Here is a 13,510-nt window from a genome sequence, read left to right on the forward strand (position 1 = left end):
GACGGCCAGCCCCACGGCTACGCCGGCGCGCCCGCGCGGGGAAGCGCCTGGTGAGGCGAGTGGCGAAGCCGTGCCACCCGTTCAGCGCAAGCGCGCCGGGACCGGTCAGCCGACCGTGACGGCGCGTACCGGCGCTCCCAATCTTCCCGATCCGCTCGGCAACGACGTTGTCGGCGAACGTGCCGTCGCGCCCGCCATGGGCGCGGGCAAGGGCAGGGCCGCGCAGGCTGCCGCCGAAAGCGAGCTGAGCGAAGACCGGGCTGCAGCCGCGCCGGGCGACGCGTTGTTTATCGACGCGGTGCTCGCGCAGTCCTATCGTCACTTCTTCGGCCCGACCTCGCAGCCCGCGGCGCCGCCGCGCCAGCAGGTGATCTCGATCACCCGGCTGATGGAGAAGCTGGCGTACCTCAAGCCGGCCGACCAGGCCCTGGTGCGCGAGGCCTTCCAGTTCTCGGACGAGGCCCACCTGGGCCAGTATCGCCAGAGCGGCGAGCCCTACATCACGCATCCGGTAGCGGTGGCGGAGCTGTGCGCCGACTGGAAGCTCGATGTGCAATCCATCATGGCGGCGCTGCTGCACGACGTGATGGAAGACCAGGGCATCACCAAGAGCGAGCTGGCGGAAAAATTCGGCCCCAAGGTGTCGGAACTGGTCGACGGCCTGACCAAGCTGGACAAGCTCGAATTCCAGAGCCGCGAGCAGGCGCAGGCGGAGAGTTTCCGCAAGATGCTGCTGGCGATGGCGCGCGACGTGCGGGTGATCCTGGTCAAGCTGGCCGACCGTACCCACAACATGCGCACGCTCGATTTCGTGCCGCCGGAAAAGCGGCGCCGGATCGCGCTTGAAACCATGGAGATCTACGCGCCGATCGCCCATCGGCTCGGCCTCAACACTACCTACCGCGAACTGCAGGAGCTGTCCTTCAAGGTCGGCTCGCCGTTCCGCTATGCCACGCTGGAAAAAGCGGTCAAGGCCGCGCGTGGCAACCGGCGCGAGGTGGTCAGGCGCATTCTCGAGACCGCGCAGAGGGCGCTGGGCGACTCCGGCATCGTGGCCGAGTTGTCGGGGCGTGAAAAGACGCTCTACAGCATCTACCGCAAGATGCACGACAAGCAGCTGTCGTTCTCGCAGGTGCTCGACGTGTATGGGTTCCGCGTGGTGGTGGAAACCCAGATGCACTGCTATATGGCGATGGGCGCGCTGCACGGGCTGTACAAGCCCATGCCGGGCAAGTTCAAGGACTACATCGCCATTCCCAAGATCAACGGCTACCAGTCCCTGCACACCACGCTGGTGGGTCCGTTCGGCACCCCGGTGGAATTCCAGATCCGCACCCGCGACATGCACCAGATCGCGGAAGCCGGCGTGGCCGCGCACTGGTTGTACAAGCACCAGGCCGACCAGGCCAACGATATCCAGCAGCAGGCCCACCAGTGGCTGCAGTCGCTGCTCGATATCCAGAGCCAGACCGGCGATTCGCAGGAGTTCCTCGAACACGTCAAGATCGATCTGTTCCCGGACGCGGTCTATGTGTTCACGCCAAAAGGGCATATCCGCGCGCTGCCGCGCGGCGCCACCGCGCTCGATTTCGCCTATGCCGTGCACAGCGATCTCGGCAACCAGTGCGTGGCGGTCAAGATCAACAACGAGCTGCTGCCGCTGCGCACCGAGCTCAAGAGCGGCGACATCGTCGAGGTGGTGACGGCGCCGTACTCCAAGCCCAATCCGGCCTGGCTGGCCTTCGTGCGCACCGGCAAGGCGCGCGCGGCCATCCGTCACTATCTCAAGACCACCCGGCTCGACGAAGCCATCCAGCTTGGCGAACGCCTGCTGGAACAGTCCGCGCGCCAGCTCGGCATCGAGTTGAAAGCGCTGCCGCAGTCGGTGTGGGACCGCATGGTGCAGTGGACGGGCAACAAGCACAAGGAAGACATCTTCGCCGACCTGGCGCTGGGGCGGCGCGTGCCTGCCGTCGTGGCCAAGCGCATGGAGATCCTGCTGCAGGAGTTGTCCGGCGACGTCGACAGCGCGCTGCTGGCGGCGGTGCAGACCTTTGCCGGCGAAGAAGCCCCGGCCGTGCCGATCACCGGCGACGAAGGCATGTCGATCATCTTCTCGGCATGCTGCCGCCCGATTCCCGGCGACTCCATCGTCGGCTACCTGGGCAAGGGCGAGGGCTTGCAGATCCACGTGCAGGACTGCAAGGTGGCCAAGCGCCTGCATAGCAAGGATCCGGAGCACTGGATCGATGTGATGTGGGCGCGCAAGACCACGCGCGCCTTCGATGTGTCGATCAAGGTGATGGTGCGCAACGTCAAGGGCATCGTGGCCCGCGTGGCGGCCGACCTGACCTCGGCCGATGCCAACGTCGCGCACGTGTCAATGGAGCAGCAGGAGGGCGGCCAGCAGGAGGCCACCTACATGCAGTTCATCATCCAGGTGCAGAACCGCCTGCACCTTGCCAACGTCATGCGCGCGCTCAGGCGCAACCCCGACGTCATCCGTATCTTCCGCGACCGCAACGACGGCTGACCGGCATCCGGCTCAGTGTTTTTCCGCTTGCGCGCCGGTACCCTGTTGCGCCTGGTTTCCGGGGTAATGCACGTCCAGGATATCGATCTGCTCGATACCGGCCGGCGTGCGCAGCGGCACGGTATCGCCTTCGCGCGCCTTGAGCAGGGCGCGCGCGATCGGCGAAATCCAGCTCACGTGGTTGCTGTCCAGGTCGACCTCGTCCGTACCCACGATCGTGACGGTGGTTTCCTCGCCAGCCTGGTTGGCATAGGTGACCGTGGCGCCGAAAAAGATCTGGTCGTTGTCGCCCTGCAGGGACGGGTCCACCACCTCGGCCTTCTCCAGGCGCTTGGTCAGGAAGCGAATGCGGCGATCGATCTCGCGCAGGCGTTTCTTGCCATAGTGATAGTCGCCGTTCTCGGAGCGGTCGCCGTTGGACGCCGCCCACGAAACGATCTGCACCACCTCCGGGCGTTCCGCGTCGATCAGGCGCATCAGTTCATCGCGCAAGCGCTGGTAGCCCTGCGCCGAGATGTAGTTCTTGGTGCCCGGCGGCAGCGGGGCGGCGCCTTCGGGCAGGTCGTCGTCCTCGTCGCCGGACGACTCTTTGACAAATGCCTTGTTCATGGTAAGGATCACATCTACGGGGCTGTCATTATAGGAAGTCGCGGTCGCCAGAAGAAAAATCAAAAAAATGTGCGCAGAGGGGGTTCACAGACTCTGAAAGTTCGCTATAATCTTGTTTCTCGAGTGCGGCTGTAGCTCAGTTGGATAGAGTACTTGGCTACGAACCAAGGGGTCGTGGGTTCGAATCCTGCCAGCCGCACCACTTATCAATGAAAGAGGGCTTCCAGAAATGGAAGCCCTCTTTCATTTCCAGGTCCTGCTCATTCTACGGTGTTCTGCCCGTGCATGACGGGAACGCAAGCGATTGAGATTGCTCTCATCGTGCGCCGGTCTTCCCGCCGCTAATCTTTGTTCCGGCGCGCATCACATGCGCTTCCATCCGGATCGCTCCCCCGCTGGTTCCTCCCCCTTTGCCATGCCGAGCGATCGCACTCTCCCCTGGGGAAACTTGCGATGCGACCTTTGCCGTGGATTGTTTCCGCTGTGTTGTTCGCCCTGCTGGCCGTCGCGGCGCGCAGCCGGCGTAAGCCGCAAGCGTCGTTGCCGCCAGATATGGGCGGCAGGCTGGATTTGCGTGGCGGCACTTGCGAGGTGGCGCTCGCGAGCGGGGCGATGCCGGCCGCCAGTGCTCGCGCGCGCTGCCTGCTGGTAGGCCTGTTGCACGGCGAGCGCTTCAGCCTGAATGCCGGTACCCTGGCCACCGGCGCCGATCCGCGCGCGCAGGCGGAGGTGCTTGCGCACGCCTGGCACATCCATACTGCCGGCGAAGCGCGAGGCATGCTGGCATGGTTGCTGGAGGAGGGGCATCGCGCGCTGTACCCGCAGGTTTGCCGGCTCCTGTTTGCGGTGCCGCGCGCGGCCCGCGAGCGAGAGATCGTGCTGCTCGATGAGCTGTTCGATCCGGTGCGCCTTGCTCTCTGCGTGGACAATCTCGAGCGCGCCATGCCGGACCTGAGGGCGAGCCGCCTGGTTGGATCGCGGGCCGATCTCGCGCGCGGCGTGCTGGCCTGGGATATGAGCCGCGCCATCCATGTCGCGCGCACGGCCTACGATTGCGGCATGCAGACCGAGGCGCAGGCCTGGGCGGTGATCGAGCGCGCGGCGGCCCAGGTCTTCGCGCAGCTTGAGTCCTGGGAGGAAGTGGCGGTGAGCTACCTGCTGGGCCTCGCGATGTGGGGCGGGCCGGGCGCCGGCCTGTTGCAGCAGTTGTCGTTTGCCCGGCTTTGTCTCGATGACCCGGTCAGTCCGTGGCGCACCGCGCCCTATCTTGCCGCGCCGTGCGGCGTGTAGGCGCATGCCGTCTTGCGAGCCCGGTGCCGGCGGCCTAGGCTGGTTCAGGTGTGCACAAGGCGCATTGCGTCGTGCCTGCAGCGAACAACCCAGGAGATCTCATGAGCAACGCGGACTGGCGGGTGGAAGCGTATCGGGGCATGGACGTTTATGTCCTGACTACGTCGCCGCGGGATGGCGGCGTCGCGGCCTTGGGCGAAGTCGCCCGGTGGGGATATGAAGTCAGGGTCTGCCAGGAGGGTGCGGATCCCTCCGACGCGGGCGATACCGAGCGCTTGTCGAGCGGTGCCGCGCGCTTTGCTACCCGGCACGCTGCCGAGGTGGCGGCCTTCGTTGCAGCCTACCAGCTTGTCGACCAACTGGTGGGGCCCAGGGGGGATTAGCTCTGCGCTGGCAAATCTTGCATTTGCCGCGCATGAACTTGCGATCCGGCTGGCGGCGTGCCTGGGTTGTAGCGCCTGCCATCCGGCGCGGAGATCGCGGGTAGCGGCGGCCGAAAGCCGTTTTTTCACGATAGCGTCACAAATCGATTGCAATGCGCGCCGTGATCCACCATAATCCGGCCTCTCGGACGCGGGGTGGAGCAGTTGGCAGCTCGTCGGGCTCATAACCCGAAGGTCGCAGGTTCAAGTCCTGCCCCCGCAACCAAAGACATTTTAAAGATCTTTTCCGGTCTTCTCTCCCGGCCGTCCTGGCCAAGTTTCACAATTCCAAACGATCACGAACCGCTTTGCATCGGGGCTATTCGCACCGCGCACCGCGCACGATGCATTGCCCCGCGCTTGCGATCGCGCGCGGCCCGCTTGCACCTCAGGCCGGCATCCGAGCCAGTTCGGCCGCGTGTGCAAAGGTGTCGCGCACTTGCGGCTGGCCCTCGCGCGCCGCGGACTCGGCGCGCGCGGTCAGCCGTTCGATCAGCACACTCAGGTTATTGCCCGCGGGCGTGGCCTTGCTTGCGCTGCACTTGCTGACGGCCTCGCGCACGACCTGGCTGAGTTCCTGGCTGACGTCGGCGCCATCGAAGGCGCTGATCGATAGGGCGGAAATCTGCTCAAGGTAGAGATTGACCAACGCTTCGTCGTGTACCGGTTCGGGCATTTCCGTCTCCTGGCCAGAATGAGGATGCATTTCATTGTAGTAGGCAGCATGTGCGCCGACTATCGGCACACGGCCTACAGTGCGCGTTCGTTGGGGTGTCATCGGTGTGCCGCCCGCCAATCGTCTTGCCGAACTGGCCGAAATCATGATGCTGCAGATTCCCGATGTGCTGACACAGGCACAGTCCGACGCATGAGGGCGGCGAGGGGAACGCAAAGGGCAAAGCGGATAGGGGGGAAGGGGAAAAAAAAGGCGCCACGAACCGCTGGGGCTGGCGCCTCTTGCCACCAGCCGCTATCGGCTGGCGGGTGATGGTGCAACGGAGTTAATGACGATCGCGATCCCAGTGTTGCCGGGGCAAGGGAATGGCGGCGACGCGTCGTCGCGCGGGTTTGAGCGCGCGCTGCATGGGCCAGAAAACGTAGGTGGTATGCGGATCCATCGGCTTGCCGAAATAGGACACCCATACCTGCACGCCCTGTTCGGTTTCGGCAACGATGGCTGCCACTGCACGGGCCGCGACTGCGGGAGACTTGAGCAAGGTGGCCAGCGCTTCCACGCCTTGGACCACGTGGTGCTTGACACCACCGAACCACGCGTACTGACGCATGGCCGACAACAAACGCTTGGTCATGAACGCTACTGTTTAGTTAGTGATGAGAATGAGACTGGAGCTTACACGCTTTGTTCAGTCCTAACTGATGGGACTTATCTATCGCTTACCCTGAGTCATCTGATCTCGCAACCGGGCGCGCCTTCTCCGTTGTTGTTCCCTGGATGTTGACGGTCCGCCGCAATTGACAACGCCATGGACGAGGATTAGCGTCATCGTCAGGAACATCCGATCCCGTGGGAGCCTGCCGATGACCGAAGACATGCTGCTGCAACTGATGGTTGAAGTCGAGAAGGAAGATCCGATCGACTATGCCGACCTGCCTTTCGACGATGCCACATTGCGCGCGTTGGTGTGCCGTCTGGTGGCGCAGCGTTCCAGCGCGATGGAATCGGCGGGCATGCCGGTGGATGCGCTGCTGGCCACCATGTGGGCCTCCACCGCCAAGCTGGTGCTGGAGAATATGGTGCTCAACGCGCGGCTGCTGACGCTGCAGGGCTTGCCGGATGACGCCAATGCGCTGATCGAGCGTATCGCCCGGCAATCGCGCGGCGCGCCCTGAGCCGGGCCGGCGGGTTTCCCCATTCATCCCATGTGTGGGATGAGCGTGTGGCGCATCGGTCTCGTCGATGCAGGGTGTCCGCCATTTCGATACACTACGGGTTTTCGCCCCCGACGCCGTCCTGTTGCCGCGAATGCAACTGCGCGCGGTGTTGCTGATATGGAGGATTTCGGGTGATCAAGTGGATAATCGTCGCGGCGTACCTTGGAGCGATCCTGTACGTGCATTTCCGCGGCAAGGTGAGGCTGCGCATCTGGCGCCAGTTGCTCGATCATTCGGCTCTGGTGGCGCCGGTCAACTGCTTCATGTATGTGTTCTCCGGCGTGCCGCGCACGCCCTACATCCCGGTCGACCGTTTTCCCGAACTCGAGAAAATCCGTGCCGCCTGGCCGGAGATTCGCGACGAGGGCCTGGCCCTGGCCGCCATGCGCAAGATCAAGGCTGCCGAAAAGAACGACGACGCCGGTTTCAACTCCTTCTTCAAGTACGGCTGGAAGCGCTTCTACCTGAAGTGGTACGAAGCCCGTCATCCCTCGGCCGAGGTGCTGTGCCCGCGCACCGTCGAGCTGCTGCGCGGCTTGCCGAGCGTGAAGGCGGCCATGTTCGCGGAACTGCCGCCTGGCGGCAAGCTGAACCCGCACCGCGACCCGTTCGCGGGTTCGCTGCGCTATCACCTGGGCCTTGCCACGCCGAACGACGACCGCTGCTTTATCGAGGTCGATGGCGAACGCCATAGCTGGCGCGATGGGGAAGGCGTGGTGTTCGACGAGACCTACCTGCACTGGGCGGAGAACAAGAGCGACAGCAACCGGCTGATCCTGTTCTGCGATATCGAGCGTCCGATGCGCTTCGGCTGGGCCGGCAAGATCAACCGCTGGCTGGGCCGCAAGGTCATGACTGCGGCAAGCTCGCCCAACGAGGAATCCGACCAGACCGGCATGATCAACCGGCTGTTCCGCATTGTCTGGCTGGGCGGGCAGTATCGCCGCCGCTTCAAGGCCTGGAGCCGGCCGGCATACTACGTGGTGAAGTTCGGCCTGATCGCCGCCGGCGTGGCCTTGATCATCTACCTGTAACAAGCTGCCAGGCCCGAGAGCCGTTCAGGCCTGGCGGGAAAGCTCGGCAACGCGGGCGGGCGCGTGCCAGTGCGGCGAGTCTTCCTGCTCGGCAATCAGCTGCAGCGTGGCCGCCTGCAGCAGCGAGCCAGCGGTCAGGTGCGAGGCCAGCGTGCGCAGCTCGTCGAGCTTGCCGCCGGCTGCGGTCCTGGTGCGAGACATCTCAGTGACGGTTGGGACAGCAACATGGCCGATGGCCTTGGTTTCCCGCGCGTCCGCGCGTCCGGGGCGATGCGCCTGGCCGGCGCGGCGAACCTTGCACAGGCGCAAGGCGGAACCCACGGTCTCGATGGCAGGGGGGAGGGAAGGGTGCGGCATCTCGTTCTCCTTGTGAGCGTGGCCTGCCGTTTCCGGCAATGTTGGCAAGGATGCCGGCAGCGCCCGCTGCCGCCCAGCGGGCTGCGATGAACGGCGCCGTGGGAGGAGCGAATGGTGGCGCGGGGCGAAGGATGTTGCGCGCCAGGCGCTTGTCCCTGCTCCTTGTGTGCTGCTCCCGGCCCTCGCCCTCAGCGGCTGCGTCTGGCGTCCGCGCCAGGCTCGTCGGCCACGCGTGCCACCACCGCCGCCAGCTTGCGCAGCGCGCGCTCGATGGCCGGTGAGTACGGTGTGCCGCAATTGAGCCGCAGGAAATGGTCGAAGCGGTTGGAGTTGGAGAACATCACGCCGGGCACCACCCGGATGCCGACCGCCATCGCCCGGTCGAATACGGTTTCGGACGATACCGATCCCGGCAGTTCCACCCACAGGTGCAGCCCGCCGTTCGGGGTGGAGGCGCGCGTGCCCGCGGGAAACTCGGCGGCGATCGTTTGCGCCACCCGAGCGCGCTGGCTGCGCAATTGCTCGCGCAGGCGCCGCAGGTGACGCTCGAAGGCGCCGGACCCCATGTACTCGGCGGCCGCGATCTGCGCCAGCAATTCGTTGGGCCGCGACTGGCTGTACTTGAGCATTTCCACGCGCGCCTGCCATCTGCCCGCGGCGATCCAGCCCAGCCGCATGCCAGGGGCCAGGATCTTGTGCAAGGAGGCGCAATGGATCACGCCGCCGCTGCGGTCCCAGGCCTTGAGCGCCGCCAGCGGCGCGTCGCTGTCCGCCAGCGCGGAGAAGCAGTCGTCCTCGATCAGGGCGATGGCGCGCTGCTCGCACCATGCCACCAGCTGCGCCTTGTTGGCGTCCGGCATGATGCTGCCCAACGGATTCTGCAGGATCGGCACCACCACCACGGCGCGGATGTTGTCGTAGGTCTGTGCCGCCAGTTCCAGCGCTTCGAGAGAGATGCCGGTCTGCGGGCTGCTGGGAATCTCCAGCGCCCGCATGCCCAGGCTTTCGAGGATCTGCAGCAGGCCATAGTAGGTGGGCGACTCCACGGCAATCACGTCGCCCGGGCGCGCTACCGCGCGCAAGGCAAGGTTGAGGGCTTCGGTGCAGCCATGGGTGACCAGGATATCTTCGGGCGCCACGGTGATGCGCGACAGCAGCGCGTGCCGCGCCAGCACGGCACGAAAGGCGGGGTGTCCCTCGGCGTCGGCGGCGCTGCCGAACAGTTGCGGGTGGTGCCGCAGCGCGCGCGCCGCGGCATTGCGCAGGGCCTCGGCCGGATACAGCGCCGGCGCGCCGCAGGCGCCGGCAAAGCTTACCTCGACCGGTTGCAAGCGTCCGCGCGCGGTGATGGCGGAAATGCGCTCATGGATGCCGACGTACTGCGCGGGGTCCGGCAGCGTGGCGGCGGGCTCCTCGATCGGCGCCAGCGGCTTGTGGCGGGCAGGCCGCACGAAGTAGCCCGAGCGCGGCCTGGCTTCGAGCAGGCCATTGCTCTCCATCTGCCGGCAGGCTTGCAGCGCGGTGGACAGGCTAACGCCATGCAGCTCCATCAGGGTACGCACCGAGGGGATGCGGTCTCCCGGCTTCAAGGCGCCCGATTCGATGGCGTGAAGGTAGTGCTGGGCGAGTTGGCGATAAAGCGGGGCGGATTCCATGCGGCATGTTGACGCGGCGGGCGCCGGCGCGACAGATACAGATCAGTGGCTTCTGTATCGTAACAGATGGATTGATATGCATCTGTTACGGTTCACAAGCTACTGGCGTGTGCCTGTTTTGGTCCCGTGCGGTTCGGTAGTCTGGAACCCTGTCAAAGCCAGGGAGCCGGCATCATGCAAAGCTTTCGTTCAGACCCGATCATCTCCACCGTCGAGACCGTTCAGCCCACCCGCGCCATGCTGGCTGGCAGCGCGCAGGCAGCGCATACGCTCGACCTCGAAGCCAGCCGTGTGCTACGGTTCCATGCTTCTGCCGGCACGACGCTTTACGTCCTGGAGGGCGAGGTGGACGTGTCCGAGGCGCCACGCTGGCTCGCGGGTACAGTGTGGCGCCGGCCGCGGCGGCTGTCCGCCGGCAGCGCGGCGGTACTGCCGGCGGGCTGGGTGGAGGTGCTGGCGCGGCGAGCCGCCACGCTGAGCCTGCAGCCGCCGGCGACGCGGCCCTGGTGGGCCCGCTGGCTGGGCTTGGCCCGGTAACGAATTCACGGAGAGCAATACAATGGCCGAACTGGCAATTTCCTATGACGATGTGGTCCAGGCCCACCGCCGCCTGGAGGGCGTGGCACACCGCACGCCGGTGATGACGTCCACCACTGCCGACGCGGCAAGCGGCGCGCAGCTGTTTTTCAAGTGCGAGAACTTCCAGCGCATGGGCGCGTTCAAGTTTCGCGGCGCCTATAACGCCATCGCGCAGTTCACGCCGGCGCAGCGCGCGGGCGGCGTGATTGCGTTTTCCTCGGGCAACCATGCGCAGGCGATCGCCTTGTCGGCGCGCCTGTTCGGCGTGCGCGCGGTCATTGTGATGCCGCAGGATGCGCCGGCCATCAAGATCGCCGCTACGCGCGGCTATGGCGGCGAAGTGGTGCTGTATGACCGCTACACCGAGGATCGCGAGGCCATCGGCCGCCGGCTTGCCGAAGAGCAGGGCCTGACGCTGATCCCGCCCTACRATCATCCGCATGTGATGGCCGGGCAGGGCACGGCCGCCAAGGAGCTGTTCGAGCAGGCCGGGCCGCTGGATGTGCTGCTGACCCCGCTGGGGGGTGGCGGCCTGTTGTCCGGCTGCGCCGTGGCGGCGCGCGCGCTTAACCCGGACTGCCTGGTGATCGGCGTGGAGCCTGAGGCCGGCAACGACGGCCAGCGCAGCCTGCGCACCGGCAAGATCGTCCATATCGACACGCCTGCCACGCTGGCCGACGGCGCCCAGACGCAGCATCTCGGGCAGCTCACCTTTCCGGTGCTGCGCAGCCTGGTGGACGACGTGGTCACGGTCAGCGACGCGGAACTGGTCGAAGCGATGGCCTTCTTCGCCAGCCGCATGAAGATGATTGTCGAGCCGACCGGCTGCCTGGCGGCCGCCGCGGTGTTCGCCAGGCGGGTTGCCGTCAGCGGCAAGCGCGTGGGCGTGCTGGTGTCGGGCGGCAATGTGGATCTGGCCCGCTTCGCCGCCCTGGTGCAGGAGGCGCCGCCGATGCAAGCCTGAACGGCCTGAAGCGCTGGCGCGCCGCCTGGATGTTTCAGTCCTGGCGGTCGTGGGCGCTCAGCATGGCATGCGCCACCAGGTCCAGCGCGGGCCGGGTGTCGCCGTTCTTGTCGGTCCAGACCTTGGGCGTGAGGCTGCCCGACAGCGCCACCGATTCGCCATCCTCCAGCGCCAGCAGCGCCGCCCGCACCTTGTCGGCAAAGGCGATCACGTTGACGATGACGGTATCGCCGTCATTGATCGCAGCCTTGAGCCTGGCGGTGACGTACTGGCTGCCGCCCTGGCCGGTACGCTCGCTGGCGTGGCCATGGAGCCGGCCACTGACTAGTGCGTCAATCATCTTTGTTCCTTCCTTGGGTTGTCTGCTTGGGCACGGTTATGCATTGCCGGGGTGCGGAAGATCTCACAATTTCAGAACCTCGTGGCAGAGAATGCGGGCCCTGGCCCTAAAAACGATAAAATTGCGGTCCGGCCAGCCCGACGCTCAACCAGAGTGCAGTCAGCGCCCCTTCCAGGGCCGACCTACCGGCCGCAGAATTCCAGGTTCCCATGCTACGTCTAAGTGAAGTCAAACTCCCGCTCGATCATGCCGAGAGCGACCTGGAGGCCGCCGTCCTGGCGCGCCTCGCCGAACTCGGCGTCAAGGCCGATGGCCTGGTCGCGTTCACCGTGTACCGCCGCGCGCACGATGCCCGCAAGCGCTCCGATATCAAGCTCACCTACATCATCGATATCGAGGTCAAGGACGAAGCGGCGGCGATCAAGCGCATGGCCGGCAAGCCGAACTGGAGCGTGACGCCGGACATGGCCTACCGCTTCGTCGCGCAGGCCCCGGCGCCGGGCACGACCTTGCGCCCGGTGGTGATCGGCCTGGGCCCGTGCGGTTTGCTGGCGGGGCTGATCCTGGCGCAGATGGGCTTCAAGCCCATCATCCTGGAGCGCGGCAAGGAAGTGCGCGAGCGCACCAAGGACACCTTCGGCCTGTGGCGCAAGAGCGTGCTCAATCCCGAGTCGAACGTGCAGTTTGGCGAGGGCGGTGCCGGCACCTTCTCCGACGGCAAGCTCTACAGCCAGATCAAGGACCCGAGGCACTATGGCCGCAAGGTGCTCGACGAGTTCGTCAAGGCCGGCGCGCCGGAAGACATCCTCTATCTCGCGCGTCCGCACATCGGCACTTTCCGCCTGGTCAGCATGGTGGAGAAGATGCGCGCCGAGATTTTCTCGCTCGGCGGCGAGATCCGCTTCGAGACCCGTGTCGAGGACATCGACATCGAGCACGGCAAGATGCGCGGCCTCAAGCTGTCCAACGGCGAATACCTGCAGGCGGACCACGTCATCCTGGCGGTGGGCCACAGCGCGCGCGACACCTTCGAGATGCTGCACGAACGCGGCGTATTCATGGAGGCCAAGCCGTTCTCGCTGGGTTTCCGCATCGAGCATCCGCAGGGCATGATCAACAGCAGCCGCTTCGGCAAGTTCGCCGGCAACAAGCTGCTGGGCGCCGCCGACTACAAGGTGGTGCACCACGCCAGCAACGGCCGCGCGGTCTACAGTTTCTGCATGTGCCCCGGCGGCACGGTGGTGGCCGCGGCCTCGGAGCCGGGCCGCGTGGTCACCAACGGCATGAGCCAGTACGTCCGCGCCGAGCGCAATGCCAATGCCGGCATCGTGGTGGGCATCACGCCGGAAGATTTCCCCGGCGGCCCGCTGGCCGGCATCGCCTTCCAGCGTCACTGGGAAGAGCGCGCGTTCGAGCTTGGCGGGCGCAACTACAACGCGCCGGCGCAACTGGTAGGCGATTTCATCGCGCGCCGGCCGTCCACCGCGATGGGTTCAGTCGAGCCGTCGTACAAGCCGGGCGTCACGCCCACCGACCTGTCCACGGCGCTGCCAGACTACATCATCGACGCCATTCGCGAGGCGCTGCCGGAACTCGACAAGAAGATCGCCGGCTTCGCCATGCATGATGCCGTGCTGACTGGCGTGGAAACGCGCACGTCGTCGCCGCTGCGCATCCGCCGCAAGGACGACTACCAGAGCATGAACGTGGAAGGGCTGTACCCGGCTGGCGAAGGCGCCGGCTATGCGGGCGGCATCTACTCGGCGGCCATCGACGGCATCGAGGTGGCCGAGGCGGTGGCATTGAGCATCGTCAACGGCAAGGTGGCCTGAGT

General features: G+C 65.8%; 14 protein-coding genes and 2 tRNA genes. 10 read left to right on the forward strand and 6 right to left on the reverse strand.

Annotated features, from left to right (window positions below; translation table 11 throughout):
- Positions 1-115: 115 nt before the first annotated feature.
- Positions 116-2,533, forward strand: a complete 2,418-nt coding sequence (locus AC1DQ3_RS02315) for a RelA/SpoT family protein (RefSeq protein ID WP_477118906.1) — start codon at positions 116-118, stop codon at positions 2,531-2,533.
- Between the two features lie 12 nt (positions 2,534-2,545).
- On the opposite strand, the gene greB is transcribed toward AC1DQ3_RS02315, so the two are convergent.
- Positions 2,546-3,142, reverse strand: coding sequence for a transcription elongation factor GreB (greB, locus tag AC1DQ3_RS02320; protein ID WP_477118563.1), 597 nt, complete (start codon positions 3,140-3,142; stop codon positions 2,546-2,548).
- 125 nt (positions 3,143-3,267) lie between these two features.
- On the opposite strand from greB, the gene AC1DQ3_RS02325 reads away from it, so the two are divergent.
- The 4 genes from AC1DQ3_RS02325 to AC1DQ3_RS02340 all read left to right on the forward strand — a co-directional run bounded on the left by AC1DQ3_RS02325 (position 3,268) and on the right by AC1DQ3_RS02340 (position 5,080).
- A tRNA-Arg gene (locus AC1DQ3_RS02325) sits at positions 3,268-3,344 on the forward strand.
- 251 nt (positions 3,345-3,595) lie between these two features.
- A complete protein-coding gene (locus AC1DQ3_RS02330) occupies positions 3,596-4,432 on the forward strand; it encodes a DUF1266 domain-containing protein (protein ID WP_477118564.1) in 837 nt (278 codons plus the stop codon).
- 101 nt (positions 4,433-4,533) lie between these two features.
- Positions 4,534-4,815, forward strand: coding sequence for a hypothetical protein (locus tag AC1DQ3_RS02335; protein WP_477118565.1), 282 nt, complete (start codon positions 4,534-4,536; stop codon positions 4,813-4,815).
- A gap of 189 nt (positions 4,816-5,004) precedes the next feature.
- Positions 5,005-5,080 (forward strand) — tRNA-Met (locus AC1DQ3_RS02340).
- 162 nt (positions 5,081-5,242) lie between these two features.
- Here AC1DQ3_RS02340 and AC1DQ3_RS02345 read toward each other — a convergent pair.
- Both AC1DQ3_RS02345 and AC1DQ3_RS02350 read right to left on the reverse strand, forming a co-directional pair.
- Entirely contained in the window at positions 5,243-5,530 is a 288-nt protein-coding gene (locus tag AC1DQ3_RS02345; RefSeq protein ID WP_477118566.1) for a hypothetical protein, read from the reverse strand.
- Positions 5,531-5,855: 325 nt separating this feature from the next.
- Positions 5,856-6,164, reverse strand: coding sequence for a hypothetical protein (locus AC1DQ3_RS02350; RefSeq protein ID WP_477118567.1), 309 nt, complete (start codon positions 6,162-6,164; stop codon positions 5,856-5,858).
- A 229-nt stretch (positions 6,165-6,393) separates the two neighbouring features.
- On the opposite strand from AC1DQ3_RS02350, the gene AC1DQ3_RS02355 reads away from it, so the two are divergent.
- Together AC1DQ3_RS02355 and lpxO are read left to right on the forward strand one after the other, a co-directional pair.
- Positions 6,394-6,705 (forward strand): hypothetical protein, encoded by a 312-nt coding sequence (locus tag AC1DQ3_RS02355; RefSeq protein WP_477118568.1) that lies wholly within the window; start codon positions 6,394-6,396, stop codon positions 6,703-6,705.
- Between the two features lie 173 nt (positions 6,706-6,878).
- A complete protein-coding gene (gene lpxO, locus AC1DQ3_RS02360; protein ID WP_477118569.1) occupies positions 6,879-7,781 on the forward strand; it encodes a lipid A hydroxylase LpxO in 903 nt (300 codons plus the stop codon).
- 24 nt (positions 7,782-7,805) lie between these two features.
- On the opposite strand, the gene AC1DQ3_RS02365 is transcribed toward lpxO, so the two are convergent.
- Both AC1DQ3_RS02365 and AC1DQ3_RS02370 read right to left on the reverse strand, forming a co-directional pair.
- A complete protein-coding gene (locus tag AC1DQ3_RS02365) occupies positions 7,806-8,138 on the reverse strand; it encodes a hypothetical protein (protein ID WP_477118570.1) in 333 nt (110 codons plus the stop codon).
- Between the two features lie 188 nt (positions 8,139-8,326).
- Positions 8,327-9,793: an aminotransferase-like domain-containing protein gene (locus AC1DQ3_RS02370; RefSeq protein ID WP_477118571.1), complete on the reverse strand. Its 1,467-nt coding sequence runs from the start codon at positions 9,791-9,793 to the stop codon at positions 8,327-8,329.
- 174 nt (positions 9,794-9,967) lie between these two features.
- Between AC1DQ3_RS02370 and AC1DQ3_RS02375 the strand changes: the two genes are divergently transcribed.
- Together AC1DQ3_RS02375 and AC1DQ3_RS02380 are read left to right on the forward strand one after the other, a co-directional pair.
- A complete protein-coding gene (locus AC1DQ3_RS02375) occupies positions 9,968-10,330 on the forward strand; it encodes a hypothetical protein (protein ID WP_477118572.1) in 363 nt (120 codons plus the stop codon).
- 22 nt (positions 10,331-10,352) lie between these two features.
- Positions 10,353-11,336: a threo-3-hydroxy-L-aspartate ammonia-lyase gene (locus tag AC1DQ3_RS02380; protein ID WP_477118573.1), complete on the forward strand. Its 984-nt coding sequence runs from the start codon at positions 10,353-10,355 to the stop codon at positions 11,334-11,336.
- A gap of 34 nt (positions 11,337-11,370) precedes the next feature.
- Here AC1DQ3_RS02380 and AC1DQ3_RS02385 read toward each other — a convergent pair whose 3' ends face one another.
- Positions 11,371-11,676, reverse strand: coding sequence for a single-stranded DNA-binding protein (locus AC1DQ3_RS02385; protein ID WP_477118574.1), 306 nt, complete (start codon positions 11,674-11,676; stop codon positions 11,371-11,373).
- Between the two features lie 209 nt (positions 11,677-11,885).
- On the opposite strand from AC1DQ3_RS02385, the gene AC1DQ3_RS02390 reads away from it, so the two are divergent.
- Positions 11,886-13,508, forward strand: a complete 1,623-nt coding sequence (locus AC1DQ3_RS02390) for an NAD(P)/FAD-dependent oxidoreductase (protein WP_477118575.1) — start codon at positions 11,886-11,888, stop codon at positions 13,506-13,508.
- Positions 13,509-13,510: the final 2 nt, after the last annotated feature.

This window comes from Cupriavidus sp. 01T418 (assembly GCF_056398885.1).

Bases quoted from the DNA above. Each gene is read 5' to 3' on its own strand.
- greB (WP_477118563.1), bottom strand. From the start codon at position 3,142: ATGAACAAGGCATTTGTCAAAGAGTCGTCCGGCGACGAGGACGACGAC.
- AC1DQ3_RS02330 (WP_477118564.1), top strand. From the start codon at position 3,596: ATGCGACCTTTGCCGTGGATTGTTTCCGCTGTGTTGTTCGCCCTGCTG.
- AC1DQ3_RS02335 (WP_477118565.1), top strand. From the start codon at position 4,534: ATGAGCAACGCGGACTGGCGGGTGGAAGCGTATCGGGGCATGGACGTT.
- AC1DQ3_RS02345 (WP_477118566.1), bottom strand. From the start codon at position 5,530: ATGCCCGAACCGGTACACGACGAAGCGTTGGTCAATCTCTACCTTGAG.
- AC1DQ3_RS02350 (WP_477118567.1), bottom strand. From the start codon at position 6,164: ATGACCAAGCGTTTGTTGTCGGCCATGCGTCAGTACGCGTGGTTCGGT.
- AC1DQ3_RS02355 (WP_477118568.1), top strand. From the start codon at position 6,394: ATGACCGAAGACATGCTGCTGCAACTGATGGTTGAAGTCGAGAAGGAA.
- AC1DQ3_RS02365 (WP_477118570.1), bottom strand. From the start codon at position 8,138: ATGCCGCACCCTTCCCTCCCCCCTGCCATCGAGACCGTGGGTTCCGCC.
- AC1DQ3_RS02370 (WP_477118571.1), bottom strand. From the start codon at position 9,793: ATGGAATCCGCCCCGCTTTATCGCCAACTCGCCCAGCACTACCTTCAC.
- AC1DQ3_RS02375 (WP_477118572.1), top strand. From the start codon at position 9,968: ATGCAAAGCTTTCGTTCAGACCCGATCATCTCCACCGTCGAGACCGTT.
- AC1DQ3_RS02385 (WP_477118574.1), bottom strand. From the start codon at position 11,676: ATGATTGACGCACTAGTCAGTGGCCGGCTCCATGGCCACGCCAGCGAG.
- AC1DQ3_RS02390 (WP_477118575.1), top strand. From the start codon at position 11,886: ATGCTACGTCTAAGTGAAGTCAAACTCCCGCTCGATCATGCCGAGAGC.